This window comes from Paenibacillus sp. 10L310 (genome assembly GCF_056395745.1).
In genome coordinates, this window is sequence record NZ_JBFTKC010000004.1 from 75,266 (window position 1) to 93,427 (window position 18,162).

Annotated in this window: 13 protein-coding genes; 11 read left to right on the forward strand and 2 right to left on the reverse strand. The window is 46.3% G+C overall.

Going from position 1 to position 18,162, the window contains the following annotated elements; all coding sequences use genetic code 11:
- Positions 1-101 precede the first annotated feature (101 nt).
- From AC1DE7_RS12565 to AC1DE7_RS12575, 3 genes are read left to right on the forward strand one after another with little or no spacing between them, the layout of a single operon-like run.
- Positions 102-1,283, forward strand: coding sequence for a galactokinase (locus AC1DE7_RS12565; RefSeq protein ID WP_036674508.1), 1,182 nt, complete (start codon positions 102-104; stop codon positions 1,281-1,283).
- A gap of 1 nt (position 1,284) precedes the next feature.
- The gene (gene galE, locus AC1DE7_RS12570; protein WP_017686840.1) at positions 1,285-2,274 is read left to right on the forward strand and encodes a UDP-glucose 4-epimerase GalE; all 990 of its coding nucleotides are present in this window, start codon (positions 1,285-1,287) and stop codon (positions 2,272-2,274) included.
- A gap of 14 nt (positions 2,275-2,288) precedes the next feature.
- Positions 2,289-3,887, forward strand: a complete 1,599-nt coding sequence (locus AC1DE7_RS12575) for a UDP-glucose--hexose-1-phosphate uridylyltransferase (RefSeq protein WP_477534472.1) — start codon at positions 2,289-2,291, stop codon at positions 3,885-3,887.
- Positions 3,888-3,949: 62 nt separating this feature from the next.
- Here AC1DE7_RS12575 and AC1DE7_RS12580 read toward each other — a convergent pair whose 3' ends face one another.
- Entirely contained in the window at positions 3,950-5,974 is a 2,025-nt protein-coding gene (locus AC1DE7_RS12580) for a leucine-rich repeat protein (protein ID WP_477534473.1), read from the reverse strand.
- A gap of 238 nt (positions 5,975-6,212) precedes the next feature.
- Between AC1DE7_RS12580 and AC1DE7_RS12585 the strand changes: the two genes are divergently transcribed.
- From AC1DE7_RS12585 to ptsP, 8 genes are all read left to right on the forward strand, one after another.
- Positions 6,213-6,800, forward strand: a complete 588-nt coding sequence (locus AC1DE7_RS12585) for an MSMEG_1061 family FMN-dependent PPOX-type flavoprotein (RefSeq protein ID WP_255319957.1) — start codon at positions 6,213-6,215, stop codon at positions 6,798-6,800.
- A gap of 92 nt (positions 6,801-6,892) precedes the next feature.
- Positions 6,893-8,056, forward strand: coding sequence for an iron-containing alcohol dehydrogenase (locus AC1DE7_RS12590; protein ID WP_477534474.1), 1,164 nt, complete (start codon positions 6,893-6,895; stop codon positions 8,054-8,056).
- A gap of 280 nt (positions 8,057-8,336) precedes the next feature.
- Positions 8,337-8,873: an NfeD family membrane protein gene (locus AC1DE7_RS12595; protein ID WP_124115634.1), complete on the forward strand. Its 537-nt coding sequence runs from the start codon at positions 8,337-8,339 to the stop codon at positions 8,871-8,873.
- 63 nt (positions 8,874-8,936) lie between these two features.
- Positions 8,937-10,493, forward strand: coding sequence for a flotillin family protein (locus AC1DE7_RS12600; RefSeq protein ID WP_036617002.1), 1,557 nt, complete (start codon positions 8,937-8,939; stop codon positions 10,491-10,493).
- Between the two features lie 165 nt (positions 10,494-10,658).
- Positions 10,659-11,513, forward strand: a complete 855-nt coding sequence (glcT, locus tag AC1DE7_RS12605) for a glucose PTS transporter transcription antiterminator GlcT (RefSeq protein WP_036617005.1) — start codon at positions 10,659-10,661, stop codon at positions 11,511-11,513.
- 287 nt (positions 11,514-11,800) lie between these two features.
- The gene (ptsG, locus tag AC1DE7_RS12610) at positions 11,801-13,852 is read left to right on the forward strand and encodes a glucose-specific PTS transporter subunit IIBC (RefSeq protein ID WP_289390193.1); all 2,052 of its coding nucleotides are present in this window, start codon (positions 11,801-11,803) and stop codon (positions 13,850-13,852) included.
- A gap of 77 nt (positions 13,853-13,929) precedes the next feature.
- Positions 13,930-14,205: an HPr family phosphocarrier protein gene (locus tag AC1DE7_RS12615; RefSeq protein WP_036617010.1), complete on the forward strand. Its 276-nt coding sequence runs from the start codon at positions 13,930-13,932 to the stop codon at positions 14,203-14,205.
- Positions 14,198-15,910: a phosphoenolpyruvate--protein phosphotransferase gene (ptsP, locus tag AC1DE7_RS12620; protein ID WP_047844045.1), complete on the forward strand. Its 1,713-nt coding sequence runs from the start codon at positions 14,198-14,200 to the stop codon at positions 15,908-15,910. The genes AC1DE7_RS12615 and ptsP overlap by 8 nt, the downstream gene beginning before the upstream one ends.
- A 784-nt stretch (positions 15,911-16,694) precedes the next feature.
- Here the strand turns inward: ptsP and gcvPB are convergent.
- Positions 16,695-18,134: an aminomethyl-transferring glycine dehydrogenase subunit GcvPB gene (gcvPB, locus tag AC1DE7_RS12625; protein ID WP_477534590.1), complete on the reverse strand. Its 1,440-nt coding sequence runs from the start codon at positions 18,132-18,134 to the stop codon at positions 16,695-16,697.
- Between the last annotated feature and the right edge of the window lie 28 nt (positions 18,135-18,162).

Below are 18,162 nucleotides of genomic sequence, written 5' to 3' on the forward strand. Positions count from 1 at the left end.
ATTTATCCATATGAAACACACATGGTTGCATTACAAGAGGCACCGCTTTCTTATATAATAACATTAAGAAAACCACAACAACGAGGCGAGGTGCACCAGCAGTGAACGTAACTGAATTGAAACAAAAGTTTATTGAGAAGTATGGAGAGAGTGGAGCGGACATCCGTGTATTTCATGCCCCTGGGCGTGTGAATCTGATCGGTGAGCACATTGACTATAACGGTGGATACGTGCTTCCGGCAGCACTTGAATTCGGAACAACATTGATCATTCGTGAGCGTGAGGACAACAAGTTGCAACTGGCTTCCACGAACATGTCTTATGAAGGGGGACTAGACACTTCCTCCATCGGTAAGGAAAAATCCGGAGAATGGACCGACTATCCTGTTGGTGTCATGGTTGAACTGCAAGGCAAGGGCGTGAATGTAACAAAAGGGTATGACTTCCTGTACCACGGGGAGATTCCGAACGGGGCAGGACTTTCATCGTCTGCATCACTGGAGGTACTTACCGGATTTGCGATTCAGTCTCTGGAGGGTGTATCGGATATTGACACGGTTCAACTGGCGCTTTTGTCCCAGAAAGCGGAAAATGAGTTCGTAGGCGTCAACTGTGGAATCATGGATCAGTTCGCTGTCGCAAACGGTGCACAGGATCACGCGATCCTGCTGATGTGTGACACACTGGAGTACGAAAAGGTTCCTTTCCGTACAGGCTCCTACAAATTGGTCATCGGTAACACAAACAAACGCCGCGGTCTGGTGGATTCGGCTTACAATGAACGTCGCTCCCAATGCGAGCAGGCACTTGCCATCTTGAAGGAACAGCTGCCTGCACTGAATTATCTGGCTCAATTGACGCCAGAGCAGTTCGTAACACTACAGGATCAGATCAAGGATGAGAAAGTAAGGCAGCGTGCGCAACATGTCGTGGAAGAGAACGCACGTGTTCTCGCATCAGTCGAAGCATTGCAGGGTAACGATCTGGAAACCTTCGGTAAGCTGATGAACGCTTCTCATGAATCGCTTCGTGACTTGTACGAAGTAAGCTGTGATGAGCTGGACGTTATGGTTGAAGAAGCTCAGCGGATTCCAGGCACGCTTGGTGCTCGGATGACTGGCGCAGGATTTGGCGGTTGTACCGTATCACTTGTGCATGAGAATGATGTCGAGCGTTTTGTAAGTGAAGTGGGCGCTGCATATGAAGCGCGTACCCGTCTCAAAGGTGATTTCTATGTATGCGGTGTAGGTGATGGTGTCAAAGAATTGAAGGAGGCGAAGTAAAATGGCAATTTTGGTGACAGGTGGAGCAGGGTATATTGGATCTCATACGGTAGCAGCATTGTTGGAACGTGGGGAAGAGGTTGTTGTACTGGATAACTTGCAGACAGGGCATCGTGAAGCGTTGCTCGGCGGTAAGTTGTATGAAGGGGATCTGCGTGACAAAGAAATTCTGGCGAAGCTGTTCGCTGAGAATTCAATCGATGCAGTCATTCACTTTGCAGCCAACTCACTCGTAGGCGAGAGTATGAAAGACCCGGTTAAATATTATGACAACAACGTGTTTGGTACACTCTGTCTGTTGGAAGCGATGAATGCAGCGAACGTACGCCGCATCGTCTTCTCCTCTACAGCAGCTACCTATGGTGAGCCTGAGAAAGTGCCAATCGAAGAGAGCGATCGTACAGAACCAACCAACGTATACGGCGAAACAAAGTTGATGATGGAACGCATGATGTCATGGTTCGATAAAGTTCAGGATATCAAATACGTTTCCCTGCGTTACTTCAATGCGGCCGGTGCTCATGACAGCGGCAAAATTGGTGAAGATCACCAACCAGAGAGTCACTTGATTCCACTTGTATTGCAAACAGCATTGAAACAACGCCCGCACATCGCCGTGTTTGGTGACGACTATGCAACAGAAGATGGGACATGTATCCGTGACTATATCCACGTGAGCGACTTGGCTGATGCACATCTGCGTGCAGTAGATTATCTTCGCAAAGGTGAGAACAGTAATGTGTTCAACCTAGGTAACGGCACAGGATTCTCGGTAAAACAAGTGATCGAAACAGCCAAAAAAGTGACTGGCCTTGATATTCCGGTTGTACAGGAACCACGTCGTGCAGGTGACCCGGCTGTGCTGGTAGCTTCATCTGCAAAAGCGAGATCTGTCCTGGGCTGGAATCCAAAATGGACCAATCTGGAAGATGTTATTCAAAGCGCTTGGAGCTGGCACCAATCACGTCCTGACGGCTACGGAAAAAACTAGGAGGCGAACACCTTATGTCACAGACTCATATTGCAGCAGGTGCCACAGAGCGGACACCGGAGCAGCAGGAAGCACTGCATGCCATTGAACGTCTGGTTGCATTTGCCTTGCAGAAACAATTAATCGAGGAAGCGGATTGGGATTATAGCCGCAACCTCTTGCTGGAACAATTCGGATTCTCAGAGCCTTATGCCGGCGAGTTGGACACGAATGTGCCCGATGGCCCACAGGCTATGCTGGATACGTTGATCGATTATGGATTTTCCATTGGACTTATTCCTGAAAATAGCGATACGTTCCGTGACTTGCTGGATGCCAAAATCATGGGTCATCTGATGGCACGCCCATCCGAGGTGGTACGCGCATTCCGCCACACGGAGCAGACGGAAGGCATTGAGGCGGCCACATCTCAATTCTATGACTTGTCGATTAACTCCAACTACATTCGGATGGATCGGATCTCGAAGAACGTCTACTGGACACAGGACACGGCCTATGGAGACATGGAGATTACTATCAACCTGTCAAAACCGGAGAAAAGTCCAAAGGAAATTGCCATGGCGAAATTGCTTCCGCCGCCGGTATATCCTAAATGCCAGCTGTGTCGTGAAAATGTAGGTTACGCTGGTCGGGTGAATCACCCGGCCCGCCAGAATCTGAGAGTTATTCCGTTGGAGCTTAACAACGAGCCTTGGTTGTTCCAATACTCGCCGTATGTGTACTACAACGAGCACTGCATCATTTTCCATCATGATCATGTACCGATGAAGCTGACGAAGGATACACTGCGCAGACTACTTGCGTTTGTCGGGGAGTACCCGCATTACTTTATCGGATCTAACGCGGATCTGCCGATTGTAGGTGGGTCGATTCTGACACATGACCATTTCCAGGGTGGACGTCATACATTCGCTATTCAAAATGCACAGCCAGAGGCGGTCTTCCGCCATGCGGATGCACCTGGACTTACATTGAGTCTTGTGAAATGGCCAATGTCTGTGATGCGTCTGGCTTCACACGATCCTGCAGAGTTGCTAGAAGCGGGTAACGCCGTATATGAAGCGTGGAAGGTCTACAGTGATTCTGCTGTGGATATCGAAGCATTCAGTGAAGTAGACGGGGAACAAGTACCACACAATACGGTAACACCAATCGTTCGTCGTAGTGCAGATGGTGGTTATGAGATGGATCTTGTATTGCGTAACAACCGCACAAATGATGTGCATCCAGAAGGCATTTTCCATCCGCACCGTGAAATGCACCATCTGAAGAAAGAAAACATTGGTCTGATCGAAGTGATGGGGCTTGCCATCCTGCCAGGTCGTTTGAAAGAAGAACTGGACAGTATCGCGGATATCCTTGCTGGAGATGCTAAACTTGCTGAAGTTGCCAAAGCTTCTGATCATGTGTTGAACAAACATCTGGGCTGGGCGGAAGAATTGATTGAACGGTTTGGTCCTAAACTGGACAAAGAACAAGCCGTTGCCATTGTACAGCAGGAAGTTGGCTTGAAATTTGCCGAGATTCTGGAACATGCAGGGGTCTACAAATATGATGAAGCAGGACGCCAGGCTTTCCGTCGTTTTGTGAGCAGCATGGGATACACTGAATAGACAGGTAGAAGGATGAACACCAGCCCATAATACAAGGGCTGGTGTTTTTTTGAATATGATTTTTAACGGAGTTGTGAGCCAGTCGTTTGTTCTGTTGGAATTGAACGATAGATCAGGGCAGCCAGCTCGGCTCGGGTTAGGGAGTCATCCGGCCTGAACTGTCCGTGATATCCCACAACCATTCGAGTCTCGGCCAGTGTGGCTATGTAGTCGTGAGCCCAGTGGGAGGAGGGCACATCCTCAAAAGAACTCGTTTGGATCAGCGGCAGGTCCAGCGCGAGTACCAGAATTTTTGCTGCCTCAGCACGTGTAAGTACAGCATCCGGATGGAAGAAATCATTTAAGCCGTTCGAAATATGGAATCCATCAATAAGGCCAACCTCCTGTAGTCGAGATATAGCATCAAAGTAGGGATGTGTCGGCTCTACATCTTCAAAGGGAGTAGCCTTTCGGATTATTGGTAGCTCAAACGCTCCGTTGATTATACCAGCCATGTGTTTACGCAAGATTGGCTGATTAGGCCTGAATGTGGCATCGGGATAGCCCGTTATTAGACCACGTGCAGCGATACTTTCAATCATCAAGCGTGCCCAATGGGTTGAAATATCACTGAACACAACTGGGGTCCAAGGTGTTGTTGGTTCTTTAGGTTTAGGTTCAACTTTAAGTTTAGGTTCGGTTTTAAGTTCCGTTCCTGTATCGGGTTCCTGGGATGATGCGTCAGTAATAGAGCTACTGGTCCAGAAAGAAGGACTGCCACCATGGTTTTCAGAGCTATCAGTCTTTACCCATTTGGCATATAGTGTTATGTCCCGACTTACGGTATCTCGGTCAAAATTCCAGGGAAGAGATAATGCCGAATCTATGTACCATCCATGAAATGAAAACCCGCTCTTGCTGGGCTGAGTGGGAGGCGCTATTGCTTGATTATTCCTAGTAATAGTAGAGGAAACGGGGCTTCCGCCTTGAGAATCAAAAGAGACGGTCAAAGCGGAAATGGGATCTTCCTTATTCGTATATTTGGACGCAGTTGTCACTGAACTCGTCCACTTGGCGTACAGCGTGATGTCCCCAGTCACGGTATCTCTGGCAAAATCCCAGGGAAGGGAGTATACCGAATCTATGTACCAGCCTTCAAACAAAAACTGGTCCTTGGTAGGCTGAGTGGGAGGTACAATGGTTTGCCCATAAGTGGCTTGAGTGACCGCAACCGGGGTCCCTCCATTGGAGTCGAAGGAGACGACCATATTCAATTTTTGAAAGGGAATGTTATAAAAGTTAGCGAAGTTTTGAGCCTCTGAAGGATCAAAACCCGTAATAATAAGGGATGAGTTACCATCAAACGCTAAGAAACCAATTGACAAGACACTAGCTGGAATGAAGACAGGCGCCAACCGATTGTCCGCAAATGCCATCGCCCCAATAGAGGAGACACTATCCGGAATGACGACAGAAGTGAGTTGATTGTCCATAAATGTAGCATGTCCAATGGAAGAGACACGATTTGGAATAACAATGGAAGTCAGCTGGTTAGATGCAAACGCCCAGTATCCAATAGTTGAGACATTCTCTGGGATAACGACAGTAGTCAGTTTATTGTTTGTAAATGCACTATTTCCGATCGACATAACAGTCTCGGGAATAACGACAGAGGCCAGTTGGTTGTTAGTGAATGTGGAGTTCCCAATTGTGGATACACTGTCCGGAATGACGACAGAGGTCAGCCGGTTGTATGCAAATGCCAAGTCTCCAATAGTCGTGACAGTCTCTGGAATGACGATAGAAGTCAGTTGATTGATTTCAAATGCCCTTTCTCCAATAGTGAAGACGGTATGCGGAATAACTACAGAAGTCAAATGATCGCTGTAAAATGCTTTTTCACCAATAGAAGTAACTGGTTGACCGCCAATGGTTTCGGGAATAATGACATCTTTCGAAGTGCCCACATAGTCGTTTATTGTGATTCCATGAGCATTAGCGCTCGTTATGAAGTCTTTTTCTTTATTCGGCTCAGCATACATAACCATCTGTCCCCAGGGTACGAGGAACATTAGCAGAGCAAAGACGAAGATGCTTGCTTTTTTCAATCCAATAACCTCCTTATATTTATATTAAGAATTTTGAAGTTCTTTTGGTTACAGTACAACTGTTAGATGATATTAACAATACTGAATCTCCAATAGGTGACCCGAGGGGACATGGGGGCGCGGTATTTGAATGACGGCACTCATATTCGTTCTCAGAAATGGAAGATGTCAGTTCCCGCATGTATAATGGTGGAAAGCCATTGAATACATAACTCAATGAAGAAACGGGGACGAACAATTGGAAAAGAAGGCATTGAATATTCCGTTGATTACAGATGCTGAGGAACTGCAAGGCATGGTGGGTGAACCGCATGAACATGTGCGTAACAAGGCAATTTCATTTGTGGATTCACATGTTCAGAACTTTCTATCCATGTCACCATTATTTTTCCTCTCCACCTCCGATCGTGATGGAAAAAGTGATGTGTCACCTCGGGGTGATGGAGCAGGATTTGTGAAAGTCTATGATACATATCGGCTCGTTTATCCCGAACGCCCAGGCAATCGGCGGATAGACTCGTTGTTAAACATGTTGTCGAACCCTGGTATTGGTATGCTCTTTTTGATTCCGGGTATGAATGAAGTGCTGCGTATTAATGGCACAGCATCCATTACTAAGGATGAGGAATTCATCGCCAGTATGGGCTGGAGTGGTAAAACCATAGGTGCGGCTGTCATTGTAGATGTGGAAGAGTGTTTTATCCATTGTCCGCGGGCATTCAAACAGGCTGGATTATGGGCCACAGAAACATGGGTGGATGCTGAGAATTTGCCTTCATCTAGCGAGATGTTTCGAGCTCATTTGGAGATTAACGGGTTGTTATAAAGTGAGTGACTATCGATTTGTTTTTCTATAGACAGGGTACTATAATTGGAGTTGCACAAAAATACTAAACTCCATTGGAGGCGACAATAGATATGAGATCTTTCCAATTCTATAATCCAACCCGGCTGATTTTCGGCAAAGGACAACTGGAAGCATTAAAGACAGAAGTGCCGAAATACGGTAAACGGGTTCTGCTTGTATATGGTGGCGGCAGTATCAAACGCAGTGGTCTGTACGATCAAGTGATCGGTTTGCTTAAGGAAGCTGGAGCAGAAGTGACTGAACTGGCAGGTGTTGAACCTAACCCGCGTCTTTCTACGGTGCATAAAGGGGTAGACCTCTGTAAAACAAATAACATCGACCTGATCCTCGCTGTAGGTGGCGGTAGTGTACTGGACTGCTCCAAAGCTATCGCTGTAGGTGCCAAATATGATGGCGATATGTGGGATTTTGCTCAGCGCAAAGCCGTTGCACAGGATGCTCTTCCACTCGGTACCGTATTGACCATGGCGGCAACTGGTTCGGAGATGAACTCCGGTTCGGTTATTACGAATCAGGATACACAAGAAAAACTGGGTTGGGGTAGCGCATACTCATTCCCTGCATTCTCTATCCTGGATCCGGTGAATACATACACTGTTCCGCTGGACCAAACGGTATACGGCATGGTGGATATGATGTCCCACGTATTGGAGCATTACTTCCATCTGGATGCCAATACACCGGTTCAACTCGGCTTCTGTGAGACGATTCTGTGTACTGTCATGGAAGCAGCGCCACGTCTGGTTGAAGACCTGGAGAACTATGAACTGCGCGAAACAATTCTGTATTGCGGAACAATGGCACTGAATGGCGTGCTGAATATGGGTCTCGCAGGAGATTGGGCAACACATAATATTGAACATGCGGTTTCCGCAGTGTATGATATCCCACACGGCGGTGGACTTGCAATCTTGTTCCCACACTGGATGAAACATAACCTGGACGTGAATGTGGATCGATTCAAACGTCTGGCAATTAATGTATTCGAGGTGAACCCTGAAGGCAAGTCGGACAGACAGATTGCCGAAGAAGGTATCGATGCGCTCAGCAAATTCTGGACATCCATTGGTGCACCTAACCGTTTGGCTGATTACGATATCGATGATAGCCAGATCGACGTAATGGCAGACAAAGCGATGCTGTTTGGCCCATTCGGTAATTTCAAGAAACTGCAACGGGAAGATGTTGTATCCATCTACAAGGCTTCTCTGTAATTCTATAATCACTGACAAGTGAACGGACACATCCTGTTGTCCAATAAACCGCAAGTCTCCTTCATGGGGGCCTTGCGGTTTTTTCATGTATTCGGGCTGTACACGTGAATGATGGAGGAACATGAAGCAAGAAGAACAGAATGTCGTGATAATACCCATTATCGGGTTCAGAATACATTTGAGGAAAGATTTTGAAACATTTTGATGTTAGCTACGTATTTATTTACATGTGGAATGCCCAGTTAGGATGAATTTGCGGCAGAGAGAGGAGGAACAGGGGATGGAGACAATTTATTGGGGTTGTCTAATCGGAGGAGCAATATTTGCGGTTGTCAGCCTTGTACTGGGTGACTTGATTGACGGCTTGCTGGACGGAGCCTTCGAAATGCCAGGTCTTGATTTTTTCAAACCTGTTGTGTTAGCTGGTTCCATTACAACCTTCGGTGGGGCAGGCATTATGCTGACACGCTATAGTTCATTAAGTGCGATGTCGGGTCTAATATTATCCCTGCTTATAGGTATTGCTGCAGCCATGCTGGTATTCTTCGCATATATCAAACCGATGCGTAACAGCGATGTCTCGATTGCATTTTCAATGAAAGAGTTATCTGGGAAAATTGGGGAAATTACCATTCCGGTGCCGGAAAAAGGTTTTGGCGAAGTGATGATTCGTTTTGCTTCCGGCAGTACGATTCAAACGGCATCCAGCTTTGAACAGCTCCCCATTGCGGCGGGAGCACGTGTAGTTGTGGTGGATGTTGTAGATGGTGTACTGCGTGTGTCGGAATGGGATGAAAATGTACTTAAAGATTTATAAAGTATTCTTATCACCTAAGTAGTTTAAGCACTCATCATGAATGAATAAGGGGAGAGATGTGGAATGGATAATTTGAATTTGAATTGGGATGTATTGCTGATTCCTATAGTTGTAGTCGGTGTCATTCTAATTTTAGGTTTGGCTTTCTGGGCGAGATACAAAACGGTTGGACCGGACGAGGCGATGATCGTTACGGGATCATTCCTGGGTAGCAAAAATATCTCCGATGATGATTCTGGCCGAAAAATTAAGATTGTTCGTGGTGGCGGTGCATTTATCCTGCCGATATTCCAGCAATCCGAATTTATCTCCTTATTGTCCCACAAGCTGGATGTCTCCACACCTGAAGTGTACACGGAGCAAGGGGTTCCGGTTATTGCTGACGGTGTAGCTATTATCAAGGTTGGAGGCGCTGTAGAAGACGTTGCTACGGCAGCTGAGCAATTCATCGGTAAACCTGTAGAAGCGCTGAGAAGCGAAGCACAGGAGGTACTGGAGGGGCATTTGCGGGCCATCCTCGGTACAATGACGGTGGAAGAAGTATATCGGAACCGGGATAGGTTTGCGCAAGAGGTTCAAGGTGTAGCAGCTAGAGATCTGAAGAAAATGGGCCTTCAAATTGTTTCATTTACCATCAAGGATGTTCGTGACAAACAGGGTTACCTTGATGCTCTCGGTAAACCGAGAATTGCTGCTGTGAAGCGTGATGCCGAGATAGCTGAAGCGGAAGCGATGCGTGATGCACGTATTCAGAAGGCCAATGCGGAAGAGCAGGGTCAAAAAGCAGAGTTGCTGCGTGATACCAATATCGCTGAGGCAGCCAAAGAGAAAGAACTGAAAGTAGCCACGTTTAAGCGGGATCAGGATACAGCCAAAGCGGAAGCCGACCAGGCTTACCATATCCATGAAGCTCGTGCGAGACAGACCGTGGTGGAAGAAGAAATGAAGGTTGAACTCGTTCGTAAAGAACGTGAGATCGATCTCCAGGAAAAAGAAATCGTCGTACGTGAGAAGCAATACGATGCCGAAGTGAAGAAAAAGGCAGAAGCGGATCGTTATGCGGTAGAGCAGGCTGCCGAAGCGGATAAAGCCAAAAGAATGCGTGAAGCCGATGCAGTACAGTATTCCATCGAAACACATGCCAAAGCAACAGCTGAGCAGAAGCGACTTGAAGGTCAGGCCATGGCGGATGCGGAACTTGCCAAAGGTACAGCAGATGCAGAAGTTATTCGATTGCGTGGTCTTGCAGAAGCAGAAGCAAAAGAAAAACTGGCCGAAGCGTTCCAGAAGTTTGGCGAAGCAGCTGTACTCGATATCATTGTCAAAATGCTGCCTGAACTGGCTGGCAAAATTGCAGAGCCAATTGCATCCATTGATAAACTGACGGTGGTAGATACAGGTAAAGGTGAAGGTGCAGCACGAGTGAGTAACTATGTTACCGAACTTATGGCGACCGCTCCAGAGATGCTCAAAAGTGTATCCGGCATCGATGTAGAGCAGCTGATTAAGGGCCTTACGAAGTCTAAAACACCTGCGCCAGTTGCCATTCAACAGAGCGAGGCTGTTACAACTCCTTCTATAATCGACAAGATTGTGGAAAGAGCTGGAGTTGACGAGTAAGAAGCACTTCGAATCTTGCATGGTTGCTCTATTGACCTTAAGGCGAATTTTTGTTACTTTTTAAGCGAGACGTCCGGCGCGGTTTGCCCGCTCCGGGTGTCTTTTCGTTCGTAACAGGGTGTGACTTAATCACACCTAAGATGGTGTGAAAAAGAGGTGCAAACAATGAGCAACTTGCATGTAGATAAAGCGCTAAATAATAATGTAATCATTGCACAGCATCCAGAACACGGGGAAGTCGTTGTTATTGGTAAAGGCATTGGCTTTAACCGAAAACCGAGTGATCACATTCCATTGATGGCTGTGGAGAAAATGTTCATTTTGAAAAACCAGCAGGAGCAAGAGCAGTACAAACAGCTTCTTCCACAGGTGGATGAAGCACTGATCGAGATTATTAACGAAGTTATTACGTATATTGCAGAGCGTACGGACGTTCCTCTGAATGAACATATCCATATTGCATTAACCGATCACATTTCTTTCGCGTTAAAACGCAAGGAGCAGGGCATTATCATACAAAATCCATTTTTATATGAAACCCGCGAGATTTATCCTGAAGAATATCGAATGGGAGAATACGCTGTTCGTCTGATCAAAGAGAAAATGGGTGTAGATCTGGGGATGGATGAGATTGGTTTTGTTGCCCTCCATATCTATAGCGCAATGACCAATCAAAATATATCCCAGGTACGTGAGCATTCACAATTGATCACTGATTTGGTGAACCTGGTGTCTGATCAACTCGATTATTCGTTTGAAACGGAATCGCTGGATTACTCTCGTTTGCTGACGCATCTTCGGTTCGCCCTTGAGCGTGTTCGCCGTGGAGACAAAGTGGAAGAGCTTCATAAGTTGGATTCCCTACTTAAGTTAGAGTATCCCGAAATGTACTCGCTTGCATGGAAACTGACCAAAGTAATGGAGAAAAGACTGAAACTGCCGGTTTATCCTGCAGAGGTAGGTTATCTGACCATTCATCTGCAAAGGCTGAATCAGCGGAAGGAAGAAGAGAATAAGTGAGATCATTCCAGTGATGGAATGTGGAATTTATTTTTTTGGTGTAAAGGCTTGCAATAGATTAGAACTGGTGCTACAATGGTTTCCGTAATCAAGCAACTGAATAAGCATAAGCGACGTGTTACTGACTCGATCAGGCATGAGTTAATTAAAGTGTGATTGTTCTTTCCTTATACAGGGTATGCTATACCCCAAGGTTGGCACAGTTTACTTTATTAATTCATGCCTTTTTTTGTGTTCCCTTGCTTGAATCACAACATATAACTTAGACGAAAGGGAGAAACGACGCGATGTTCAAAAAGCTTTTTGGTGTATTGCAAAGAGTAGGTAAAGCTCTCATGTTGCCTGTAGCCATTCTACCTGCGGCAGGTTTGCTGCTCGGAATCGGTAACATGCTGGTTAATCCAAATTTTTTGGAGTATGCGCCAATTTTAGATCATGCTTGGGTGAATGGATTTGCAACAATCATGATGAACGCGGGTCAGATTGTATTTAACAATCTTGCTTTGCTGTTCGCAGTTGGTGTGGCAATTGGTCTCGCAGGTGGCGAAGGGGTTGCGGGACTGGCTGCCATCATAGGTTACTTGGTTATGAATGTAACTCTTGGCACAGCTGTCGGTGTCACACCTGCACTGGTTAACTCTGGAGCCGGTTATGCAAATATCCTAGGTATTCCTACACTCAGCACAGGAGTGTTTGGAGGTATAATAGTTGGTGTTTTAGCCGCCGCAATGTATAATCGATTCTTTAAGATTGAATTACCTTCTTACTTGGGTTTCTTTGCAGGGAAAAGATTCGTACCTATCGTGACGGCTGTTGCTTCAATGTTTTTAGGATTGATTTTGGTAGTCATTTGGCCACCAATTCAACAAGGTTTGAATGCTGTTTCTCATCTGATGGTTGATTCAAACCCAACACTGGCAACCTTTATTTTTGGTGTTATTGAAAGAGCGCTGATTCCATTTGGGCTGCATCATATTTTTTACTCACCATTCTGGTTTGAATTTGGTGAATATGTGAACAAGGCAGGTCAAATTGTAAAAGGTGATTATAATATTTTCTTTGCTCAATTGAAAGATAATGTCACCTTGACTGGGAGTACATTCCAGGTTGGTAAATATCCTTTTATGATGTTTGGCCTTCCAGCTGCAGCACTTGCAATGTACCATGAAGCAAAACCACAGCATAAAAAATATGTTGCTGGAATAATGGGTTCAGCAGCACTGACTTCGTTTCTTACAGGAATTACCGAACCACTTGAGTTCTCGTTCTTGTTTGTCGCACCTGTGTTGTTCGGAATTCATTGTTTGTTTGCAGGATTGTCATTTATGACAATGCAGCTTCTGGATGTTAAAATTGGTATGACTTTTTCAGGTGGGTTGATTGATTTTCTGATTTTTGGTGTATTCCAAAACCGTACACCTTGGTGGGACGTTATTATTGTCGGATTGATTCTTGCGGTGATCTATTACTTCGGTTTCCGGTTTATCATTCGCAAATTCAATCTCAAAACACCAGGACGTGAAGATGCAACGCCTGAAACCGAATCTGGCGGAGGCTCTGGTTCAACGGATGACCTGCCACATAACATTCTCGAAGCTTTCGGTGGCAAGGAAAATATCAAACATCTGGACGCTTGTATTACTCGTTTGCGGATCGAAGTTAATGAGAAATCCAATGTGAAAAAAGATCGTTTGAAACAATTGGGTGCATCTGGTGTACTTGAAGTGGGTAATAATGTTCAAGCCATCTTCGGAACACGTTCCGACACGATCAAATCTCAGATGCAGGATATTATTGCAGGACGAACTCCAGCACCAACGCCAGCAGCTGCCAAACCAACTCCTGAAGAGGAGAAGGCACAAGGTGAGCAGGGCGAGCGCATCGTTGCTGAGGATATCGTCATGCCAGTCAATGGTGAATTGCTGGACATTACAAACGTACCTGATCCGGTCTTTGCTGAGAAAATGACAGGTGATGGATTCGCAATTTTGCCACATGATGGTACGATAACTTCTCCTGTGTATGGTAAAGTGTTTAATGTATTTCCAAGCAAACATGCCGTGGGCATCATGTCCGATGGTGGTAAGGAAGTGCTTGTTCATATAGGTGTTAATACGGTGAAGCTGAAAGGTCAAGGCTTTAACGTACTGGTACAGGAAGGTGATCTGGTATCGGCAGGTCAGCCGATTATGGAAGTGGATCTGGAGTATGTCAAAGCAAACGCTCCTTCGATCATTTCTCCAGTTATTTTCACCAACCTGCCAGAGGGCTCCACGGTAACTCTGAAGAAGAGTGGAGTGCTGAAAGTTGGCGAACAGCCAATCATTGAGATAAAATAAGAAGTGTTACGACGATGGCAAGCAAGTGTAAATATATGCAATGCCTAAACCAAACTACCGAAAGTGAGATGATTGTAATGCAACAAACATTCAGAATTACAGACGAAGATGGTATCCACGCACGTCCGGCGACAGCCCTGGTTAATACAGCAAACAAATTCAAAGGTGCAGAATCCTTTGCAGAAGCTAACGGTAAAAAAGTAACTTTGAAATCCATCCTGGGTGTTCTTTCCCTCGGATTGGAACAAGGCGACACTATCAGCATCATCGTTGAAGGCGAAGGCGAAGCTGAAGCTCTTCAAGCTTTGACTGACGTTATGGTTAACGAAGGGTTGGGCGAAATTAATGCTTAATGTCTCCGGGATCGCGGCTTCGGCGGGTATTGCTATCGCCAAGGCGTTTATCTTGGAGCATCCTGACTACTCTGTAGAAAAACGCCAAATTAACGACGTTGACGCAGAGATCGCGAAACTCGACTCAGCTCTGGGTAAATCCCAGGCTGAGCTTGAGGCGATCAAAGAGCGTACTTTACAAGAGCTTGGCGAGAAAAAAGCAGAGATTTTTGCTTCGCATTTGCTCATTTTGAATGACCCGGAACTAATTGATCCGGTTAAAGCTAGAATTGCGGATGACATGATCAATGCAGAATTTGCTTTGAACGAAACGGCATCGCAATTTATCTCCATGTTTGAGAACATGAAGAGTGCTTACCTGCAGGAACGTGCTGCAGATATGCGTGACGTTACCAAACGTGTGCTAAATCACTTGCTTGGTATCGACTTCATGAGTCCGGCTGAGATCAATGAAGAAGTGATTGTGCTTGCGGAGGATCTAACACCTTCCGACACGGCTCAATTGAACCGCCAATTTGTTAAAGGTTTTGCAACCAACATTGGTGGACGTACTTCTCACTCGGCAATTATGGCTCGCTCTCTTGAGATTCCAGCTGTTGTTGGAACCAAGGACATCTTGGCTCAAGCGAAACAAGGCGATATGATTATTGTTGACGGTCTGGATGGTCACGTACTAGTTAACCCTACTGATGAAGTTATTGCTGAATACCGTGCCAAACAGGAACAGTATGATGCACAACGTGCAGAGTGGAGAAAACTTCGTGATGAGCCAACGGTAACGGTGGACAACGTTCATGTTGAACTTGCAGCTAACATTGGTACACCAAATGACGTAACGGGTGTTCTGGAAAACGGCGGCGAGGCTGTAGGCCTGTACCGTACCGAGTTCTTGTACATGGGCAGAGACAAGCTTCCTTCCGAAGACATTCAGTATAATGCTTACAAAGCGGTACTGGAAAAAATGGAAGGCAAACCTGTCGTTGTTCGTACACTCGACATCGGTGGAGACAAAGAGCTTCCATACCTGGATCTGCCAAAAGAAATGAATCCATTCCTCGGCTTCCGCGCAGTTCGTCTGTGTTTGGACCGTCTGGATATCTTCCGTACACAATTGCGTGCATTGCTGCGTGCAAGCGTACATGGAAACCTGCGTGTCATGTTCCCAATGATCGCAACACTCGGTGAATTCCGTGAAGCAAAAGCTGTCTTGCTCGAAGAGAAAGAGAAGCTGGTTGCTGAAGGTATTGCTGTTTCTGACAGCATTCAACTCGGAATCATGGTCGAAATTCCTTCGACTGCAGTTCTGGCGGATCAATTTGCCAAAGAAGTGGATTTCTTCAGTATCGGAACGAACGATCTGATTCAATACACGATGGCTGCTGACCGCATGAACGAACGAGTGGCTTACCTGTATCAACCTTACAACCCAGCCATTTTGCGTTTGGTTAAAATGGTTATCGATGCAGCGCATCGTGAAGGCAAATGGGTTGGCATGTGTGGTGAGATGGCAGGAGACGAAACAGCAATTCCATTGCTGCTTGGTCTTGGATTGGATGAGTTCAGCATGAGCGCAACCTCCATTCTGCCAGCTCGTAGTCAGATCACCAAGCTGTCCCGTGCGGATATGCAGGAACTGGCTGCTAAAGCTCTGGATATGCAAACAGCTGAACAAGTTGTTGAATTGGTTCAAAGCATTCAAGCGTAATTTTGCCGGGGTTTCCTCCGGATTTGAGGTTTTTCTTTTTCCGATAATGAGCTGCATTGATGCAGCGATTTTGCCGGTATCCGCGATTCATTGTGGATATCGGCTTTTTTTGTTATAAACAGGACAATGTGATTCGGATTCTAGTGTGTAATGCTGAGAACTGGAGGGCGCTTGAATGTGGCTAAAGCAGACAAAAGCGCTGTATTCTGAATTGCGAGATGGCGTTCTCAGCACGAGAATGCGTACTTTATAAGCGAAAGTGCAGAGAACTAAGAGAGAAACAAAAGAGAAACAAGAGAGGAAAGCTAAGAGATTAGTACTTGGGGGTTAAACTTTGAGCATTAGGCGTAGGTGCTCAGTGTTAAGGAATCTGAGACATCTTATTCCGGGATTTGAAGCACCCACAGAAATCTAAAGAATCTGAGACACGCTATGTCGGAGTAGACAGCCATTTTTAGCATTTTTGTGAGGGATTTAGAGAAATAACGTGTCTGATGTTCCTAAGAATTGAAAAAGTGAACCTAGAGGTCAAATAAGACTTCCTGGATTCGTTAGAACATCTTCTAGCTTGGTACTATCCATCACAGGCATCCCAAAGTCTGGGCTTCCAGACCTCAGATCTGGACGCTGGCATACATCGGAGCGTAGCTTGCCTGCAATTGAGACATGTTCTAACAGGATGATGGTGAGCTGTAAGATTGACATCAGTAGACCGGGAAGGCAACACAAAAAGCTCTTGTTGATTGGAACATCAGCAAGAGCTTTCGTGATAACAATGATTTAATTAACTGCAAGCGCAGTTAAGTACAGGTTTGCGAGCGGCGGTGGTTTCATCCAGACGAGTGACCGGTGTTCCGTAAGGTGCGTTGAGTACCAATTCTGGTGTCTCTTCCGCTTCTTTGGCAATCCGTATCATCGTATCAATGAAGCCATCCAGCGTTTCTTTGCTCTCGGTTTCCGTTGGTTCGATCATGATGCATTCTTCCACGTTGAGCGGGAAGTACACCGTAGGTGGGTGATATCCAAAATCAAGCAATCGCTTGGCAACGTCAAGTGTGCGCACACCGTACTGCTTCAAACCCCGACCAGACATGACAAATTCATGTTTGCATACACCCGGATACGGAATCTCGTAATATGGTGCGAGGCGGGCCATCATATAGTTGGCATTCAGTACCGCGCATTCAGAGACTCGGCGTAACCCTTCCGGTCCATAGGTGCGAATGTAGGCATAGGCACGTACCAGAATACCGAAGTTGCCGTAGTAGGCTTTCACCCGGCCAATGGATTTATCGGCTTCACGATCAAATGCATACATACCGTCATCATTTTTGATTACCATTGGCTTAGGCAGGAACGGAACTAAACGACTCTTCACGCCGACTGGTCCGGCGCCTGGTCCACCACCGCCATGCGGTGTGCTCATCGTTTTGTGCAAGTTCAGATGCACCACATCAAAGCCCATATCACCCGGACGGGTAATACCCATAATGGCATTCGAGTTGGCTCCATCGTAATACAACAAGCCACCAGCCTGGTGTACGATGGATGCAATCTCCTGAATGTCTTTCTCGAACAAACCAAGTGTATTCGGGTTGGTCAGCATCAATGCTGCTGTATCGGAACCAACGGCTACACGGAGCGCGTCCAGATCGACCAGTCCATCTGCGCGGGATGGAATCGTCACAGTTTCAAATCCTGCAACGGTAGCACTTGCCGGGTTGGTACCATGAGAGGAATCGGGCACGATGACTTTGGTACGTTGTTCGCCACGCCCTTCGTGGTAGGCACGAATCATCATAAGTCCAGTCCATTCTCCATGGGCACCAGCGGCTGGTTGCAAGGTCACAGCGTCCATACCTGTCAGACCTGCAAGGTCGTTTTGCAACGTATATAACAGTTCAAGTGCACCTTGAATGCTGGATTCATGCTGGTACGGATGGATTTTGGCGAATCCATTATAACGGGCAACATCCTCATTGATCTTCGGATTGTATTTCATCGTACAAGAGCCAAGTGGATAGAATCCGTTATCTACGCCGAAGTTGCGGCGGGACAACGCAGTATAGTGTCGAATAACATCTACCTCGAACACTTCCGGCAGTGCCGCTGCTTCCGAACGGAGCATTTCCCGGGGAATCAACGTATCGGCAGCTTGACGAGGAACGTCACATTCTGGCAAGGAATAAGCGACACGCCCCGGGCTGCTGAGTTCAAAAATCAATGATTGTTCCGGAGCAGGAGATAAGGTC